Here is an 18,344-nt window from a genome sequence, read left to right on the forward strand (position 1 = left end):
GTGGGTGCCCCCATCACGGGAGGTGATTGATCGCCCCGACGTCCCAGCCGCCCGCGTGGCGGCGCAGCGTGGTCACGGAAAGGTTGTCGATCTTGTGCCGCATCGCCTCGACGGCATCGACGCCCATCGCGCGTTGCACCTGGGTCAGGATGGCGCCGAAATGGGCGACGATGACCAGGTCGCGGCCGGGGTGGGCGTGAAGCAGCGCGTCGACGGCGGTGTCGATCCGGGCGCGGGCCTCGTTCCAGCTCTCGCCGTTTGGCGGGCGGATATCGCCGGGGCTCTCCCAGTAGCTGCGGGCGAGGTGGGCGTCGACGGCCTCGATCTCGCGGAAGCTGCGCAACTCCCAGTCGCCGAAATGCAGCTCGCGCAGCTCTCGCTGGTGCGGCAGGCGTTGGCGCGTACCCTGGATTGCATCGGCGGTGGCGGCGGCGCGGGAGAGGTCGGAGGAGACCACCAGCGCAGCCGCAGGAAGATGGGCGGAGAGACGCGCCAGCGCGGCGGTATCGCTCAGATCGGCGGGCAGGTCGGACCATCCGACAAAGGTCTTCGCATGGGTCGGGCCATGGCGGACGAGGAAAAGCCGGCTCATGCCAACGCGCCCTTAAGCACGCGGGGGATGCCGGCGACGACATGCACCACGGTGTCGGCGGCGGTGGCGAGTTCGATGTTCAGACGCCCCTGTGCCTCTCGGAAGCGCCGGGCGAGAGCATTGTCGGGAACCACGCCCATGCCAACTTCGTTGCTGACCACGACAAGGCGGGCAGGGCAGCTGCGGATCGCGGCCAGGAGGCGGGCTTGTTCGGCGGCGAGATAGGTTTCGGACAGCAGGTGGTTCGAAAGCCAGAGCGTGGCGCAGTCAAACAGGCAGACATCCGCCGACCCGAGCGCCTCGATGGCCCCGGCGGCATCCAGCGGCGCCTCGACCGTGCGCCATTTTGACCCACGACGGGCGATGTGGCGGTCGATCTTGGCGCGCATCTCGGCGTCGAATGCCTGGGCGGAGGCAATGTAAACAGGGGTTTGCGCATCGCTGAAGAGGGTTTCGGCAAAGGCCGACTTGCCGGAGGCCGCTCCGCCGAGAACAAAAATGACTTCCCCAGACACCATAACGTGAAACCCAAGTGATCCGCCGCGCGTTACTCTCCGTAATGACTGTGAGATGCCGAAACAAGGCTGGCCGAAGCAAGGGGGACGCATATGCCACTTGATGCAGCCGACGATCGCAGGATGTCGCGCCGGGCCATGAAGGCCGAGATCCTGGACGCTGAAACCGAACTGGCGCTGGCCTATGCCTGGCGCGATCAACGCGACGAGGCGGCCTTGCACCGTCTCATCACAGCCTACATGCGGCTGGCGATTTCCATGGCCGCGCGGTTCCGCCGCTATGGCGCGCCGATGAACGACCTGATCCAGGAAGCCGGACTGGGCCTGATGAAGGCCGCCGACAAGTTCGACCCTGACCGCGGCGTGCGGTTTTCGACCTACGCTGTGTGGTGGATCAAGGCCTCGATCCAGGACTTCGTGATGCGCAACTGGTCGATGGTTCGCACCGGATCAACTTCGTCGCAGAAGTCGCTGTTCTTCAACATGCGCCGGGTGCAGGCGCGGCTGGAACGAGAGGCCGACGCGCGCGGTGAGATGCTGGACCAACACCAGCTGTTGCAGCTGATTTCCACCGAGATCGGCGTGCCGCTGGCCGATGTCGAGATGATGGCCGGACGGCTGGCGGGGTCGGATTTCTCGTTGAACTCGGTGCAATCGGCCGACGAGGACGGGCGCGAATGGATCGACGTTCTGGAAGATGACGCCACGCAGGCCGCGGAACTGGTCGAAGACCGGCACGACACGGCGCGGCTGCGGTCGTGGCTGCTCGAGGCGATGAAGCAATTGACCGAACGCGAGCGGCTGATCGTGCGGGAGCGCAAGCTCCGGGACGACCCGCGCACGCTGGAGAGCCTGGGCGAGGAACTGGGGCTGTCGAAGGAGAGGGTGCGCCAGCTCGAGGCGGCGGCTTTTGCCAAGATGCGGAAGTCGCTTGCAAATCAGAATCAGGAGGTGTTCGAGTTCCTCGGATGAAACACCTGATTTTCGGCCTGGCGCTGCTCGCCACCGGCGCGGCGGCTGCCGAGCCTGACGTCTCTCCCCTGCAGGGTGCCGAGGTGGTGCTGCTGGGAGAGGTGCACGACAATCCCGGACATCACCAGATGCAGGTGGCGGCGGTTGCGGCCCTGAAGCCGCGCGCCCTGGTCTTCGAGATGTTGACCGCCGAACAGGCCGCGCGCGTCGGCGAAGAGCGCGGCGATGCCGAGGCGATGGCGCGCGAACTTGGCTGGGCCGCGTCGGGTTGGCCTGACTTCTCGATGTATCACCCGATTTTCACGGCCGCACCCGAGACGCAGGTCTATGGCGCGGCGCTGCCGCGCGAGGCGGCACGGGCGGCATTGAGGGAAGGGGTTGCAGCAAGTTTCGGCGAGAATGCCGAACTTTACGGGCTGACCTTCAAGCTGCCCGAGGACGTGCAGAAGGCCCGCGAGGCCGAGCAGGCGGCGGCCCATTGCGACGCCCTGCCGGCCGAGCTGCTGCCTGGCATGGTCGATCTGCAGCGACTGCGGGATGCGATGCTGGCGCGGGCGGCGATCGAGGCGCTGGATGCCACGGGCGGTCCGGTGGTGGTTATCACCGGCAATGGCCATGCCCGCCGCGACGGCGGGGTGCCCGAGGTGCTGACGCGGGTGCGTAATGCACTCAAGGTGGTAAGCGTGGGGCAGGCCGAAGGTGACCGGATCGAGGGCGAATACGACCTGGTCTGGCCGGGCCCGCTGGTCAAGCGGCGCGACCCCTGCGAGACGCTGCGCGAGGGCTGATGCGGCTTTTGCGGGCGCGGGCGCGAAATTCGGTGTCGCGCGTCGGCGCAAGCCATTATGGTCAATGCGGTACGACCGGACGGGGCTTTGCACATGCTCGCTGACAAGCGCATTCTTCTGATCATCGGGGGCGGCATCGCCGCCTACAAGTCGCTCGACCTGATCCGGCGGCTGCAGGACCGGGGCGCACGCGTGGTGCCCGTTCTGACGCGGGCGGGCGAAGAGTTCGTCACGCCGCTTTCGGTCTCGGCGCTGGCCGGGGTGGCGGTGCATCGCGACCTGTTCGACCTGACCGCCGAGGCGGAAATGGGCCATATCCAGCTGTCGCGCGCCGCCGATCTCGTGGTGGTGGCGCCCGCAACCGCCGACCTGATGGCCAAGATGGCGAACGGGCTGGCCAATGACCTGGCCTCGACGCTGCTGATGGCCACCGACAAGCGCGTGCTGATCGCCCCGGCAATGAACGTGCGGATGTGGGGCCACCCGGCGACGCAGCGCAACCTGGCGCAGCTGAAGGCCGATGGCGTCGGAGTGATCGGGCCGAACGAAGGTGGCATGGCCTGCGGCGAGTTCGGCCCCGGCCGCATGGCCGAGCCGCTGGAGATCGTCGAAGCGATCGCCGCGGCGCTGACCGCCGGGCCGCTGGCCGGCAAGCGGATCCTGGTGACCTCAGGTCCGACGCATGAGCCGATCGATCCGGTGCGTTATATCGCCAATCGCTCCTCGGGCGCGCAGGGCACCGCCATCGCCCGCGCCCTGGCGGCGCTGGGGGCCGAGGTGATCTTTGTCACCGGCCCGGCCTCGGTTCCGCCGCCGGAGGGCGTGCGCGTCGTCAAGGTCGAGACCGCGCGCGAGATGGCCGAGGCGGTCGAGAAGGTGCTGCCGGTCGATGCCGGGGTCTTCGCGGCAGCGGTGGCGGACTGGCGCGTCGCCTCGGCCTCGGACCGCAAGCTGAAGAAGACCCGGGACGGAATGCCGAGCCTGGCCTTTGCCGAGAACCCGGACATCCTGGCCACCGTGTCGAAGCTGGAGGAGGGGCGGCCCGGCCTGGTGGTGGGCTTTGCTGCCGAGACCGACGACGTGGTCGCCCATGCCACCGCCAAGCGGGCGCGCAAGGGCTGCGACTGGATCGTCGCCAATGACGTGAGCCCGGCGACCGGGATCATGGGCGGGTCGGAGAATGCGGTGGTGCTGATCACCGAGGCAGGGGCCGAGGAATGGCCGCGCATGGCCAAGGACGAGGTGGCGCAGGCGCTGGCCCTGCGGATCGCCTCGGCCCTGGCCTGAGCGGAGCTTTTGCCCGAGGTTCGGCGCAGGCGGCCAGGGCAGATCTTGAGTATTTGGAAAGAGAAGAAGAGGCGGGCGTGGTTCTGATCCGGGTGCAGCGCGAGGCGGGGGCGGATGCGGCGGTGCCGCTGCCCTCTTATGAAACCGCGGGGGCGGCGGGGGCGGATATCCGCGCCAACCTGCCGGACCGGGGCGAACTGGTGCTGGCGCCCGGCGCGCGGGCGCTGGTGCCGACAGGTTTGCGGCTCGAGATCCCCGAGGGTTTCGAAGTGCAGATCCGGCCCCGTTCGGGGCTGGCGCTGAAACACGGGATCACGCTCCCCAACAGCCCCGGCACCATCGACAGCGACTATCGGGGCCCGCTGGGGGTGATCTTGCTGAACGCCGGAACCGAGCCCTTCACGGTGACGCATGGCGAGCGCATCGCGCAGATGGTGGTGGCCCCGGTGGTGCGCGCGGTCTTCGAGACGGTGGTCGACCTGGGCGAGACCGCGCGGGGCGCGGGCGGCTTCGGCTCGACCGGGCGCGGCTGATGCTGGCAGTTCTCGCCTTTGCGGCGGCGCTCTGGGGGCTCGGGATTCTGCTGCGTGTGCCGGTTGCGGTGCGCGTGGCGATGCTGGCGCTGCTCTATGTCGGCGTGCTGGCTGCGCAGTTGGCGCTGCCCGAGGGCCATCCGCTGCGGCTGGCGACGGGAGGCAGCCCCGAGGCCTGGCTGATCCTGGGCGGGGTGGCGGCGCTGGGCCTGGGCTATGGCAGCCTCGTCGCGGCGCTGCGGCGGCGGGCGCGGAAGGCGGAGGTGAAGGTGGAGAAGACGGGTACATTCTCGGAGGCGGAACTCGAACGCTATGCGCGCCACATCGTGCTGCGCGAGATCGGCGGGCCGGGGCAGAAGAAGCTCAAGCAGGCGAGGGTGCTGGTGATCGGCGCCGGCGGGCTGGGCGCGCCGGTGCTGCAATACCTCGCCGCCGGCGGCGTCGGCACCATCGGGGTGGTCGATGACGATGTGGTCGACAATGCCAACCTGCAGCGCCAGGTGATCCACCGCGACGCCGATATCGGCGTGCCCAAGGTGTTTTCCGCCGAGGCCGCGATGAAGGCGCAGAACCCCCATGTCGAGGTGCGGCCCTACAAGCGGCGGCTGGACGAGGCCGTCGCGGCCGAGCTGTTCGCCGAGTATGACCTGATCCTCGATGGCACCGACAATTTCGAGACGCGGTACCTGTCGAACCGTACCGCCGCAGGGCTAGGCAAGCCGCTTGTCTCGGGCGCGCTGTCGCAATGGGAGGGGCAACTCAGCGTCTTCGACCCGGCGCGCGGCGGGCCCTGCTATGAATGTATCTTCCCCGAGGCGCCCGCGCCGGGGCTTGCCCCCAGCTGCGCCGAGGCCGGGGTGGTCGGCCCGCTGCCGGGTGTGATCGGCGCGATGATGGCGCTGGAGGCGATGAAGTTCATCACCGGGGCGGGCGCGGTCCTGCGTGGCGAGATGCTGATCTATGACGGCCTCTACGGCGAGACCCGCAAGATCGGCCTGCACCGGCGCGAGGGCTGCCCGGTCTGCGGCGGACAATAGCGGCGGCGGGGCTGGACCCCGCCCGCGGGCGCGCCTAGCTTGCGGTGCAAAGGAGACCCGCATGACCAACCCGCTGCTCGCCGACTGGACCACGCCTTTCGAGATCGCGCCCTTCGATGCCATCTCTGACGAGGATTTCGCCCCGGCGCTCGACGCCGCCCTTGACGCCCACCGCGCCGAGATCGCGGCCATCGCCGCCAACCCCGAGGCGCCCAGTTTCGCCAATACCGTCGAGGCGCTGGAGGCGGCGGGCGAGGCGCTCGACCGGGTGCTGGGGGTGTTCTACACGGTCGCGGGCGCGGACAGTAACCCCAGGCGCGAAGAGCTGCAGCGCGCCTTCTCGCCCAAGCTCGCCGCGCATTATGCCGAGATTTCGTCGAACAAGGCACTGTTCCGCCGCCTCGCCACGCTCTGGGAGCAGCGCGACAGCCTCGGGCTGGACGCCGAGCAGGCCCGCGTCCTGATGCTGACCCATCGCGGCTTCGTCCGCTCCGGGGCGGCGCTGGAAGGCGCGGCAGAGGCGCGGATGACCGAGATCAAGGGGCGGCTGGCGACGCTGGGCACCGCCTTCACCCAGAACCTGCTGGCGGACGAGCGTGACTGGTTCATGGACCTCGCCGAGAAGGATCTGGAGGGGCTGCCGGAGTTCGTCGTCGACGCCGCCCGCGCCGCCGGGGCCGAGAAGGGCGCGCCGGGGCCGGTGGTGACGCTCTCGCGCTCGCTGATCGTGCCCTTCCTGCAATTCTCGCCCCGCCGCGACCTGCGGGAAAATGCTTTCCGCGCCTGGGCCGCACGCGGCGCCAATGGCGGCCCCACCGACAACCGTGCCATCGCTGCCGAGATCCTCGCCCTGCGTGAAGAGCGGGCAAAGCTGCTCGGCTATCCGAATTTCGCCGCCTACAAGCTCGAGACCGAGATGGCCGGCTCGCCGGACCGGGTGCGCGAGCTGCTGATGGCGGTCTGGGGGCCGGCGAAGGCGCGGGCCGAGGCCGATGGTGCGCTGCTCGAGGCGATGCTGCACGAAGACGGCGTGAACGGCGCGCTGGAGCCCTGGGATTGGCGCTATTACGCCGAGAAGCGACGGAAGGCCGAGCACGACCTCGACGAGGCCGCGCTGAAACCCTACCTGCAGCTCGACCGGATGATCGAGGCCTCTTTCGCCTGCGCCAACCGGCTGTTCGGGCTGGAGTTCCGCCCGCTGGACATCCCGCTCTATCACCCTGACTGCCGGGCCTGGGAGGTGACGCGCCACGGCAAGCATGTCGCCGTCTTCATCGGCGACTATTTCGCGCGCGGCTCGAAACGGTCGGGGGCCTGGTGCTCGGCGATGCGGGCCCAGGCGAAGTTCCCCAAGGTGCAGGCGCCGGTGGTGCTGAACGTCTGCAACTTCGCCAAGGGCTCTCCCGCGCTGCTCTCCTACGACGACGCGCGCACCCTGTTCCACGAGTTCGGCCATGCGCTGCACCAGATGCTCTCGGATGTGACCTACGAGAGTATTTCGGGCACCTCGGTGGCCCGCGACTTCGTGGAACTGCCCAGCCAGCTCTACGAGCACTGGCTGGAAGTGCCCGAGGTGCTGAAGGAATTCGCCACTCACGCCAGGACCGGCGCGGCGATGCCGCAGGACATGCTCGACAAGGTGCTGGCGGCGGCGAACTTCGACCAGGGCTTCCAGACCGTGGAATATGTCGCCTCGGCGCTGGTCGACCTCGCCTTCCACGAGGGCGCGGCCCCGGCCGATCCGATGGCGAAGCAGGCCGAGGTACTGGCCGATCTCGGGCTGCCCCATGCCATCACCATGCGCCATGCCACCCCGCATTTCGCCCATGTCTTCTCGGGCGACGGCTATTCCTCGGGCTATTACAGCTACATGTGGTCCGAGGTGATGGACGCCGACGCCTTCGCCGCCTTCGAGGAGGCGGGCAGCGCCTTCGACCCGGACCGCGCCAGGGCGCTGGAGGAAAATATCCTCTCCACTGGCGGCTCGCGCGAAGCGGCCGAACTCTACATCGCCTTCCGCGGCCGCCTGCCGGGCGTCGAGGCGCTGCTCAAGGGCCGCGGCCTCGCCGCCTGAAGCGCGGCGTCAAGCGGCGGGCACTTCGGAGAAGCAGGGCGCCACACCCCTGCTTCTCTTCTTCATAAGTATCTCCGGGGAGTCGCGCCGCAGGCGCGGCGGGGGCAGCGCCCCCGATCACCGGATTCCCACGGGCGTGGACCTCCGGCAAGCGCGCCTCAGCTCAGCTCCTTGTAGGAGACCTCGCGCCGGTCGGCGCCGGGGCCGGTCTTGGCGCGGCGCACCGCGAGGCGGTTCAGCGCGTTGACATAGGCCTTGGCCGAGGCGACCACCGTGTCGGTATTGGCCGACTGCCCGGTGACGATGCGCCCGTCCTCCTCCAGCCGCACCGAGACCGTCGCCTGGGCGTCGGTGCCCTCGGTCACCGCGTGCACCTGGTAGAGCTGCAACCGCGCCTCGTTCGGGCAGATCATGCGGATCGCCTTGAAGCTGGCGTCGACCGGCCCGTCGCCATTGGCCGTCGCGGTCACGTCCTCGCCGTCGACCTCCATCTCGACCGTCGCCTCGGCGGGGCCGTCGGTGCCGCAGAGCACGCGCATGGAGACGATCTTGAGGCTGTCGTTCTCCGGGTCCTCGCCCACCCGCATCAGCGCCACGACGTCGTCGTCGTAGACCTCCTTCTTGCGGTCGGCGAGTTCCTTGAAGCGGACGAAGACGTCCTTGAGCTGGTTGTCACCCACCTCGAAGCCGAGCTGCTTGAGCTTGTCCTTCAGCGCCGCGCGGCCCGAGTGCTTGCCGAGCGGCAGGCTGTTCGAGGTGAGGCCGACATCCTCGGGGCGCATGATTTCGAAGGTCTCGACGTTCTTCAGCACGCCGTCCTGGTGGATGCCGCTCTCGTGGGCGAAGGCGTTCTTGCCGACCACCGCCTTGTTGAACTGTACCGGGAAGCCCGAGACGGTGGCGACGCGGCGCGAGATCGCCATGATCTTGCGGGTGTCGACATTGGTGGTCCAGGGCATGATGTCGTGGCGCACCTTCAGCGCCATCACCACCTCTTCCAGCGCGGTATTGCCGGCGCGTTCGCCGAGGCCGTTGATGGTGCATTCGATCTGCCGCGCGCCGCCGGCGACGGCGGCCAGCGAGTTCGCCGTCGCCATGCCGAGGTCGTTGTGGCAATGGGTGGCGAAGATCACCTCGTCGGCGCCCGGCACCTCGGCGATCAGGCGGCGGATCAGGTCAGCGCTTTCGGCCGGGGCGGTATAGCCCACGGTATCGGGGATGTTGATGGTCGAAGCGCCCGCCTTGATGGCGATCTCGACCACGCGGCGCAGGTAGTCCCATTCCGTCCGGGTCGCATCCATCGGCGACCACTGCACGTTGTCGCAGAGGTTGCGCGCATGGGTCACGGTCTGGTGGATGCGCTCGGCCATCTCGTCCATGGTCAGGTTCGGAATGGCGCGGTGCAGCGGCGAGGTGCCGATGAAAGTATGGATCCGCGGCGCCTTGGCGTGCTTCACCGCCTCCCAGCAGCGGTCGATATCGGGCAGCTGGGCGCGGGCGAGGCCGCAGATCACGGCGTTCTTCGAGGCGCGGGCGATCTCGCTCACCGCCTTGAAGTCGCCTTCCGAGGCGATCGGGAAGCCGGCCTCGATGATGTCGACGCCCATGTCGTCGAGCATCTCGGCGATCTCGAGCTTTTCGGCATGGGTCATGGTCGCGCCGGGCGACTGTTCGCCATCGCGCAGCGTGGTGTCGAAAATGAGGACGCGGTTCTTGTCGGTCATGCTGGTCATGTCGGTGATCTTTCTAAATCTGTTCCTAGGGCCAATGGCGCGCAGGCGGCATCCTCTGAGCGGGCGCGCCTGATGGCACGCTCAGAGGCGCGTTAGGAGCAGTAGGCCGAGCGCAACGGCACCGCGCGGGGCGGGCAGGGAAGGGATATGTGCGCAAATCGACATGGGACGGAGTTATAACCGGATCGGATTAAATGAAAAGTCCAAAATGCGGGGCAGGGGTCAGCCGTCGGACTTGTTCAGCGCGCCGTTCTCCCAGGTGCCGGTGGCCTCCTGGCCGGTGGCGTATTTCATCGTGCCCTGGCCCTGGCGCTTGCCCTTGACGAATTCGCCCTCGTAGACGTCGCCGTTGGCATAGGTGGCAATGCCCTTGCCGGCGATCTCGCCGTCCTGCCATTCGCCGGTATACCTGAAGCCGCCGGTCATCACGATCTCGCCCTGGCCCTGGCGGTGGCCGTTGACGAAGCCGCCGGTATAGACAGAGCCGTCGGCATAGGTGGCCTTGCCCTGGCCGTGGCGCTGGCCGTCGACCCAGTCGCCCTCGTAGCGATAGCCGTCGGGATAGGTCATCACGCCCCGGCCGTGGTTGCGGGCGTTCTTGAACTGCCCCTCGTAGACGGTGCCGTTGGCATAGCGCGCGATCCCGTCGCCCTCGATCACGCCGGCGACCCACTGGCCCTCGTAGGTCGAGCCGTCGGGGTAGGTGATCTTGCCGGTGCCATCCGCGAGGTCGCCGCGGAACTGGCCCTCGTAGACCGAACCGTCGGGATAGGTCACGCGGCCCTGGCCCTCGATCTGCCCGGCCACCCAGGACCCGGCATAGACATAGCCGTCGGCACCGGTGAAGGTGCCCGTGCCATCGCGCCGGTCGTCCGAGAAATCGCCCTCGTAGACATCGCCGTTGACGTATTGCACGCGGCCCTTGCCCTCGCGCTTCCCGGCCACCAGCGCGCCGGTATAGACGTCGCCGTTGGGCTGGGTCAGGCTGCCCTGGCCCTCGATCTGCCCGGCCTTCCAGGTGCCCTGGTAGACCAGCCCGTCGGGCATGGTCAGCTTGCCGGTGCCCTCGCGCTGCCCGGCGACGATATCGCCGTCGTAGACCGCGCCGTCGGGATAGGTGATGACGCCCTTGCCCTGCTTCTCGCCCTCGACCCACTGGCCGCGGTATTCATAGCCGCCGGGGCTCTGCATCGTGCCCATGCCGTGGTGCTTGGCGTCCTTGAACTCGCCCTCGTAGCGCACGCCATTGGCATAGATCGCGATGCCCTTGCCGTTGATCTTGCCGTCGACCCATTCGCCTTCGTAGGTGCCGCCGTCCGAGAAGGTGATCTTGCCCAGCCCCTCGGGCTTGCCCTTGGCGAATTCGCCCTCGTAGACCGAGCCGTTGGGGAAGCGCGCGACGCCGTGGCCGCGGATCTCGCCGTCGACCCATTGGCCGGTGTATTCATAGCCGTTGGGCAGCCGGTAGGTGCCGGTGCCATGCTGCAGCCCGTTACGGAAGCCGCCCTCGTAGATGCCGCCGATATCGTCCTGGGTCTTGCCGGTCTCCTGCGCGGCGACGGGAAGCGCCTGCAGGGCGACAAGCGCGGCGGCGGCGGTGGCGGTCAGGGATCGGATCATGGTTTTGTCCTGTCAGGCCATTCTGGCGGCACACGGGCACGCGGCCCGCCGAAATTAGGCGACCGCGCCGCGCGGAGCAACGCCTTTTGCCGCTATCGGCTTTTCTGCCCGGCGCGATCTGGTAAAGGGGGTCGGCAGGCGAATTGATGACCGAGGGCAGGATGGCCGACCGTTTCCGCATGACTCTGGCGCAGCTGAACCCCGTTGTGGGCGACCTCGCCGGCAATGCCGCCAAGGCGCGCGAGGCCTGGGAGGCCGCGCGCGAGGCCGGGGCCGACATGGTCGCGCTGCCCGAGATGTTCATCACCGGCTACAACGCCCAGGACCTGGTGATGAAACCGGCCTTCCACACCGCCGCCATCGAGGCGGTGCGCCAACTGGCGAAGGACTGCGCCGAGGGGCCCGCCATGGCCATCGGTGGCCCCTGGATCGAGGGCGTCGAGCTCTACAACGCCTATTTCATCCTGCGCGGGGGCAATATCGTCTCGACCGTGCTCAAGCATCACCTGCCCAACGAGACCGTCTTCGACGAGGTGCGGATCTTCGATTCCGGCCCCATCGGCGGGCCCTATTCGGTATGTAATACCCGCATCGGCTCGCCCATCTGCGAGGACGCCTGGCACGAGGACGTGGCCGAGACCCTGGCCGAAACCGGCGCCGAGTTCCTTCTGGTGCCCAACGGTTCGCCCTATTACCGCGGCAAGTTCGACACCCGGATCAACCACATGGTGGCCCGCGTGATCGAGACCGGGCTGCCGCTGATCTACCTCAACATGGTGGGCGGCCAGGACGACCAGGTCTTTGACGGCGCGAGCTTTGCGCTGAACCCCGGCGGCGCGCTGGCGGTGCAGCTGCCGGCCTTCGACGCCTGCCTTTCGCATGTCGACCTGGAACGCGGAGAGACCGGCTGGCGCATCCTGCCGGGCGAAATGGCGGTGCTGCCGGGCGATTACGAACAGGACTATCGCGTGATGGTCGAGTCGCTGCGCGACTATTGCGGCAAGACCGGGTTCAAGAAGGTGCTGCTCGGTCTCTCTGGCGGCGTCGATTCGGCCATCGTGGCGACCATCGCCGCCGATGCGCTCGGCCCCGAGAACGTGCGCTGCGTCATGCTGCCGTCGGAATATACCTCGGCCGGGTCGCTCGAGGATGCCGAGGCCGTGGCGAAGGCGCTGGGCTGCCGCTACGACTATGTTCCGATCAGTGGCCCCCGCGCCGCCGTGACCGAGGCGCTGGCGCCGCTCTTCGAGGGCCTGAAACCTGACCTCACCGAGGAAAACATCCAGTCGCGCCTGCGCGGCCTCCTGCTGATGGCGATGTCGAACAAGTTCGGCGAGATGCTGCTGACGACCGGCAACAAGTCCGAGGTGGCGGTGGGCTATGCCACGATCTACGGCGACATGGCGGGCGGCTACAACCCGATCAAGGACCTCTACAAGACCCGCGTCTTCGAGGCCTGCCGCTGGCGCAACGCCAACCACCGCGACTGGATGATGGGTCCGCCGGGCGAGGTGATCCCGCCGCGCGTGATCGAGAAACCGCCAAGCGCCGAGTTGCGCCCCGACCAGAAGGACAGCGACAGCCTGCCCGAATACGCCGATCTCGACCGGCTGCTCGACATCCTGATCGAACAGGATGGCTCCATTGCCGACTGCGTTGCAGCGGGCTTTGACCGGGCCACCGCGCAGAAGGTCGAGCGGCTGATCTATCTCAGCGAATACAAGCGCTTCCAGTCCGCTCCTGGTGTGCGGCTGACGAAGAAGGCCTTCTGGCTCGACCGGCGCTATCCGATCGTCAACCGCTGGCGCGATCCAAGCTGACGGGGCGCTGCATGGTGAGGGTCGTGACCCGGTCATAGCCCTCGTGCGAACTCTCGCCGGTCTTGACGAAGCCCATGCGGGCGAAGGCGGCGTGGTTCTCCACCAGCTCGATCCGGGTTTGCAGCTCGACCACCGGGAACCCCTGCGCGGCCGCGCGCTCGCAGGCGATCCCGACCAGCCGCGCCGCCAGCCCCCGGCCGCGCGCGCTCCCCGCCACCGCCAGCTTGCCGAGGTAGAGCCGCCCCGGCTTGGGCGTCAGGAACATGCAGGCCACCACCGGCGCGCCCAGCGACCAGACCTCGCCCGTCTCGCACTGGCGCCGCACGTCGTCCAGGCTCAGGCGATGCATCGACGAGGGCGGGTCGATGCGCGCGTCCATATAGGCGAATTCGGCGCGGATCAGCGCCAGCACATCGGCAAGCGCGGGGTCGGTCGGCAAGTGGCGGGTGGCGATCATCGCGGGCTCCGGAAATCTCGCCGCATATGAGGCCCGCCCTCGCGCCGGCGCAAGGGGCGGCGGAATTCAGGTAAAATTCGATCTGTTACAGGCCGGTTAACCTCTGCCGATCCATGCTGCCGCGCGTACCCAGGGCAAGGAGTCGTGATGCATGGCCTGATCAACTGCGCGATCCAGTCCTTCTTCTGCCATACCTACAGCCAGGCGCGCTGGCGCCGGGTGACCCGGCGCGCTGGCCTCAGCGGGTCGGGCTTCGAGGCGATGCTGACCTATGAGGACGCGCTCTCGCTGCGCGTGCTGGACGAGGTCTGCGCCGACCTGGGCCGCGACCGGGCCGAGGTGCTGGAGGATATCGGCACCTTCATCGTCTCGCACCCCGGTCTGGAGGCGCTGCGCCGCCTGCTGCGTTTCGGCGGTGTCACCTATGTCGACTTCCTGCATTCGCTCGACGATCTGCCCGACCGCGCCCGCCTTGCCGTGGCCGACCTGAACCTGCCCGCGCTGGAGCTGCGCGAACTCACCTCCGGGATGCTGACGCTGACCTGCGGTCCCGGTCTTCCCGGCTTCGGCTGCGTCATGATGGGCGTCCTGCGCACCATGGCCGACGATTACGGCGCGCTGGTCATACTCGACCATCGCGGCCTGCGCGACGGCTGCGAGGTGATCTCCATCGCCCTGATCGAGACCGATTTCGCCAAGGGCCGCAGCTTCGACCTCGGGGCGCGCAGCGCATGACAACGGGGGGCGAGGTCGACCAACTGCTCGATACCCTCTGCCCGATGCATGTCCGGCTCGACCCCGCGGGCCACATCCGCCGTACCGGCCCGACCCTGCGCAAGCTGCGCCCGGTGGCGGCGCTGCATGGCCATCGCTTTCTGGACGTCTTCGAACTCGGCCGCCCGCGCGCCGTCACCTCGATGCAGCAGCTGATGCAGCGGTCCGGCACCAAGCTGCACCTGCGCTTCCGCACCGCGCCCGCGACCGGGCTCAAGGGCGTGATCGTGCCGCTCTCGCCGGGGCAGGGGGCGGTGGTCGATCTCTCCTTCGGCATCTCGGTGCTCGACGCGGTGCGCGACTACGACCTCACCAGCGCCGATTTTCCGGCCACCGACCTCACCATCGAGATGCTCTACCTGGTAGAGGCGAAATCGGCGGCGATGGAGGCCTCGCGCCGGCTCAACCTGCGCCTGCAGGGCGCGATGATCGCGGCCGAGGAACAGGCCTATACCGACACGCTCACCGGGCTGAAGAACCGCCGCGCGATGGATTTCCTGCTCGACCGGCTGATCGCCGAGGGCAGCCGCTTTGCGCTGATGCATCTCGATCTCGATTTCTTCAAGGGAATCAACGATACGATGGGCCATGCCGCCGGCGACCACGTGCTGCGCCACGTCGCGCGCATCATGGCCGAGGAAAGCCGCGAATCCGATTGCGTGGCGCGGGTAGGGGGCGACGAATTCGTGCTGATCTTCCGCCAGCTGACCGACCGCGCCCGGCTCGAGGAGGTGGCATCCCGGCTGATCGCCCGCATCGGCCAGCCGATCATCTACCAGGGCCGTCTCTGCCGGGTGGCCGCCAGCATCGGCATGGTGGTCGCCCCCAGGACCGGCACCCCCGATGCCGGGCGGCTGATGCACCAGGCCGACCTTGCGCTCTATGCCGCCAAGCACGCGGGCCGCGGCACCCATCGCTTCTATCGCCCCGAGATGTCCGGCGATCCGGGCAGCACCGTGGCCTAGGCTGGCCGGGATTGGCCTTTTACAACAGCCGCTTCGCCGGATATCCCTCGGGCAGGGCGAGGCAAGGCGCCCGCCACGCGAGGGGGAGAGCAGGTGGCAAGGACTGGCGGCACCGCCATGCAAAGGCCGGCTCCCCGCGCGGGGAACATCCCCTTTAACCGGAACGGTATGAACCATGTCTGACAGCACGACGACACTTCTCGGCACCGGCTTCTACTGGCAGGACCTGCCAGTCGGGGCGCGGTTCCGCACCTATGGGCGCACCATCCGCGAGGCCGATGTCTCGGCCTTCACCGCCACCGTCGGCATGGTCGAGCCGCTGTTCACCGACGAGGTCTATGCCGAGGCACATTCCGCCATCAAGGGCCGCCTGGTGCCCGGCGCGCAGGTCTATGCCGTGGCCGAGGGGCTGGTGCTCGCCGCCACCGCCCATGGCACCGGCATGGCCTTCCTGCAGGCTTCGATGAACGTGCTCGGCCCCACGCTGGCCGGCGACACGGTGCATGTCGACTTCGAGGTGATCGAATCCCGCCCCGCGCAGAAGGGCGGCCGCGGCCTGGTGCGCACCCGCAACCGGGTCATCAACCAGCACGGCGTGGCGGTGATGGAATACGAACCGCTCCGCCTGATGGCCGGACGCGACGAAGGCTGATCGGCCCTCCGCTCATTCCGCCGGGTCATCAGCGGGATCGTGCCAAGGCGCGCCCCGTGCCCGGCGATATCCGCCCTTGCAGGACCAAAGCGCCAAGGCTTAGGGTCAACCCGTTGGAAATCAGGGTCAAACTCCTGTCGCCGCCGCGCAGCCGAAGACCCGGCGCAGGGCGACGGGGGGCGGAATGGGTAACATGCGGCCGGCAATAGCTCTTGTCGCGATCTTGCTTGCGCTGCTGGTCGCGGCGTCGGGATACCTGTTGCTGCAGGCCTGCGGGCTGCGGCTGCCGCTGATCGGCACAGTAATCTCTGCCTGCGAGGATCAGGGCGCGATCGACGAGCGCGCCCGTCTGGCCGAGACCGTGCAGCAGGCCCGCGACCTCGAAGCCGAGGTTGCCGCGCTGGAGCGCGAACTCGCGCTGCTGCAATGCGAGGCCGAACCGCCGCCGCCCCCTCCGCCTCCGCCGCCGCCACCCCCGCCGCCGCCGCCCGAAACGCCGAGCGGCCTTGCCCCCGATGCCTTCGAGGACAACGACATCTCGGTGATGGAAGGCTGCTGGGAACTCGCCTCGCGCTATGACGTGCGCGACATCCGCACCGGCTATATCACCAGCTTCCGCAGCTGGCAGATCTGCTTCGACGCCAATGGCAATGGCCGCGAGACCATGCGGGCCAGCGACGGCACCCGCTGCGAAGGCCGCCTAAGTGGCGATATTGCCAGCGGCCGGCTGAACATGCGCGAGCCGGGCAACCTGCAATGCTCCAACGGCTCCGAGATATTCCGCCGCGACATCCGCTGCGCGCTCGATTCCAAGGGCACGGCGAATTGCACCACCTACCAACCCGAGACCAACGGACGCGGCAACGCGACGCTGCGCCGGGCGAGGAGATAGACCCATGGCCGATCATTTCCTGTCCAAGATCAAGGTGGCCAACGAGGATTTCGTCACCGCCGGCGGCCGCGCCGCGCTGGAACGCCACGACGAGCTGCGCGCCCTGCTGGCCGACAGGGCCGGCCCCGAGGTGGCGGCGCTTTTCGCCGAGCCGCTGATCAGCCGGGGCAACGACGCCGCCGCGCCGACGGTGAGCTGGTACACCGACCGCGCCGGAACCGCGCGCCCGCTGTCCGAGCTTGGCCCGGGCGAGCGCGAGCGCGCCGAACGCTGGCTCGCCGACCACCTGCGCCCGGTGCGCGCCCTGGCCGAGGACCCGGCGACCGCACCCTTGGCGGCGGCGGCGCTGACGGTCAGCGGCGGGGCCGATGTGCTGGTCGTGGGCGATCATCCGGTGATCGTGAACTGGGGCCTGATGCCGGGCGGGAAGGGGGCCAACGCGCTCTCGCGTCCGACGCATTACGCGGCAACGCTGGGGCGGTTCCTGCCGATGAGCGGCCCCGCGCCGGAACCCGTCGCCGCGCCCCGCGCCACGCCGGTGGCCGCCCCGGTGGCCGAACCCGCGCCCCGGGTCGTGCATCGCATCACCCCGCTCGCATGGGTGCCGCTGCTGGTGCTGCTGCTGCTGGCCGCCGGCACGCTGGCCTGGCTGCTGACGCCGGGATCGCGCCTCTTCCCCAGCGGCGAACCGCCTGCCGTCACCGATGCCGCGATGCTGCGCGCCGCCGAGGCCGAAACCGCCGCCCTGCGCGACCGCAAGGCGCAGCTGACCGAGGCGCTGGAGGGCGCGGTCTGCCGCGCCGACGGCCAGCTGATCCTGCCGGGCGGCCTCACCCCCGAGGGGCTGCTCCCGCCGGCCGAAGGCACCGCGCCGCCCGAGCGCGCCAGCGCCGCGCCCGACGCGCTGCTGCCCAGCCGACCCGACCGCGTGGTGACCGGCGACGAAAGCTTGCTGGCGCTGATCGAGGCGCGCACCGTCATGGTCATCGTCCAAGGCGGCAGCGGCGTCACCACCGGCTCGGGCCTCTCTCTCGGGTCGGGGCTGATCGTCACCAACCAGCATGTGATCGCCGCCGCGCAAGCGGGCCAGATCCTGGTCACCGGCAAGGCGCTGGCCCGTCCCGCGCCCGCCGAGGTGGTCAAGACCCTTGGCCCGCTGACCGAGGCAGGCGGCGATTTCGCGTTGCTCAAGATCGCCGACGTGGCGATGCCGGGCTTCACCCTGCATGTGCCTTCCGCGCCGCTCACGCTGACCAACGTGGTGGCCGCAGGCTATCCCGGCGACGTGCTGGAGACCGACGCCGCCTTCGCCGCGCTCAAGGCCGGGGATCTGGCGGCGGTGCCGGGGCTGACCGTGACCGACGGCATCGTCAACACCGAACAGCAGCTTGCGCCGGGCACCCATGTGCTGATGCATTCCGCCGCGCTCTCCTCGGGCAACTCCGGCGGGCCGCTGGTCGACATGTGCGGGCGGCTGGTGGGGGTGAACACCTTCGTGCGGCAGGGGGGCATGCAGAACCGCGGTTTCGCGCTGACCACCGCCGATCTGCTGGCCTTCCTGCAGGGCACCGGGGCCGCGCCGGAACAGGACACGGCGGCCTGCGCGCCGCAGGTCGAGCGGGCCGGGAAATAG

17 protein-coding genes are annotated in these 18,344 nt (G+C 68.8%); 12 read left to right on the top strand and 5 right to left on the bottom strand.

Annotated features, from left to right (window positions below; genetic code table 11):
• Positions 1–13 precede the first annotated feature (13 nt).
• Positions 14–592, bottom strand: a complete 579-nt coding sequence (locus tag IE266_RS19160) for a histidine phosphatase family protein (RefSeq protein WP_189681734.1) — start codon at positions 590–592, stop codon at positions 14–16.
• Complete coding sequence (gene cobU / locus IE266_RS19165; RefSeq protein WP_308434612.1) at positions 589–1,200, bottom strand: bifunctional adenosylcobinamide kinase/adenosylcobinamide-phosphate guanylyltransferase; 612 nt, start codon at positions 1,198–1,200, stop codon at positions 589–591. Before cobU ends, IE266_RS19160 begins: the two co-directional genes overlap by 4 nt.
• On the opposite strand from cobU, the gene IE266_RS19170 reads away from it, so the two are divergent.
• From IE266_RS19170 to IE266_RS19195, 6 genes are all read left to right on the top strand, one after another.
• Positions 1,201–2,079 carry an RNA polymerase factor sigma-32 gene (locus IE266_RS19170; RefSeq protein WP_189681736.1) on the top strand — a complete coding sequence of 293 codons (879 nt, stop codon included), beginning with the start codon at positions 1,201–1,203 and terminating at the stop codon, positions 2,077–2,079.
• On the top strand, positions 2,076–2,867 hold the full coding sequence (locus IE266_RS19175; RefSeq protein WP_189681737.1) for a ChaN family lipoprotein: 792 nt from the start codon (positions 2,076–2,078) through the stop codon (positions 2,865–2,867). The genes IE266_RS19170 and IE266_RS19175 overlap by 4 nt, the downstream gene beginning before the upstream one ends.
• Before the next feature lie 93 nt (positions 2,868–2,960).
• Entirely contained in the window at positions 2,961–4,154 is a 1,194-nt protein-coding gene (gene coaBC, locus IE266_RS19180) for a bifunctional phosphopantothenoylcysteine decarboxylase/phosphopantothenate--cysteine ligase CoaBC (protein WP_189681738.1), read from the top strand.
• A 77-nt stretch (positions 4,155–4,231) separates the two neighbouring features.
• Positions 4,232–4,687 (top strand): dUTP diphosphatase, encoded by a 456-nt coding sequence (gene dut, locus IE266_RS19185; RefSeq protein WP_229864288.1) that lies wholly within the window; start codon positions 4,232–4,234, stop codon positions 4,685–4,687.
• A complete protein-coding gene (locus IE266_RS19190) occupies positions 4,687–5,724 on the top strand; it encodes a HesA/MoeB/ThiF family protein (protein ID WP_189681740.1) in 1,038 nt (345 codons plus the stop codon). Before dut ends, IE266_RS19190 begins: the two co-directional genes overlap by 1 nt.
• A 61-nt stretch (positions 5,725–5,785) precedes the next feature.
• Positions 5,786–7,798, top strand: a complete 2,013-nt coding sequence (locus tag IE266_RS19195) for a M3 family metallopeptidase (protein ID WP_189681741.1) — start codon at positions 5,786–5,788, stop codon at positions 7,796–7,798.
• A gap of 158 nt (positions 7,799–7,956) precedes the next feature.
• Here the strand turns inward: IE266_RS19195 and IE266_RS19200 are convergent, their stop codons facing one another.
• Positions 7,957–9,531 carry a 2-isopropylmalate synthase gene (locus tag IE266_RS19200; RefSeq protein ID WP_189681742.1) on the bottom strand — a complete coding sequence of 525 codons (1,575 nt, stop codon included), beginning with the start codon at positions 9,529–9,531 and terminating at the stop codon, positions 7,957–7,959.
• A gap of 222 nt (positions 9,532–9,753) precedes the next feature.
• Positions 9,754–11,151 (bottom strand): MORN repeat-containing protein, encoded by a 1,398-nt coding sequence (locus tag IE266_RS19205; RefSeq protein ID WP_189681743.1) that lies wholly within the window; start codon positions 11,149–11,151, stop codon positions 9,754–9,756.
• A gap of 161 nt (positions 11,152–11,312) precedes the next feature.
• Between IE266_RS19205 and IE266_RS19210 the strand changes: the two genes are divergently transcribed.
• Positions 11,313–12,971, top strand: coding sequence for an NAD+ synthase (locus IE266_RS19210; RefSeq protein WP_189681787.1), 1,659 nt, complete (start codon positions 11,313–11,315; stop codon positions 12,969–12,971).
• On the opposite strand, the gene IE266_RS19215 is transcribed toward IE266_RS19210, so the two are convergent.
• On the bottom strand, positions 12,946–13,428 hold the full coding sequence (locus tag IE266_RS19215) for a GNAT family N-acetyltransferase (protein WP_189681744.1): 483 nt from the start codon (positions 13,426–13,428) through the stop codon (positions 12,946–12,948). The two genes, IE266_RS19210 and IE266_RS19215, sit on opposite strands and share 26 nt — an antisense overlap.
• A 147-nt stretch (positions 13,429–13,575) precedes the next feature.
• Here IE266_RS19215 and IE266_RS19220 point away from each other — a divergent pair, with 147 nt between their 5' ends.
• The 5 genes from IE266_RS19220 to IE266_RS19240 all read left to right on the top strand — a co-directional run bounded on the left by IE266_RS19220 (position 13,576) and on the right by IE266_RS19240 (position 18,344).
• Positions 13,576–14,163, top strand: coding sequence for a heme NO-binding domain-containing protein (locus IE266_RS19220; protein WP_189681745.1), 588 nt, complete (start codon positions 13,576–13,578; stop codon positions 14,161–14,163).
• Entirely contained in the window at positions 14,160–15,167 is a 1,008-nt protein-coding gene (locus tag IE266_RS19225; protein ID WP_189681746.1) for a GGDEF domain-containing protein, read from the top strand. Before IE266_RS19220 ends, IE266_RS19225 begins: the two co-directional genes overlap by 4 nt.
• Before the next feature lie 175 nt (positions 15,168–15,342).
• Positions 15,343–15,819 (top strand): MaoC family dehydratase, encoded by a 477-nt coding sequence (locus IE266_RS19230; protein WP_189681747.1) that lies wholly within the window; start codon positions 15,343–15,345, stop codon positions 15,817–15,819.
• Between the two features lie 184 nt (positions 15,820–16,003).
• A complete protein-coding gene (locus IE266_RS19235) occupies positions 16,004–16,711 on the top strand; it encodes a hypothetical protein (RefSeq protein ID WP_189681748.1) in 708 nt (235 codons plus the stop codon).
• Positions 16,712–16,715: 4 nt separating this feature from the next.
• The gene (locus tag IE266_RS19240; protein ID WP_189681749.1) at positions 16,716–18,344 is read left to right on the top strand and encodes a trypsin-like peptidase domain-containing protein; all 1,629 of its coding nucleotides are present in this window, start codon (positions 16,716–16,718) and stop codon (positions 18,342–18,344) included.

Origin of the sequence: Seohaeicola zhoushanensis, assembly GCF_014656415.1 — a bacterium.
Lineage (GTDB): Bacteria > Pseudomonadota > Alphaproteobacteria > Rhodobacterales > Rhodobacteraceae > Seohaeicola_A > Seohaeicola_A zhoushanensis.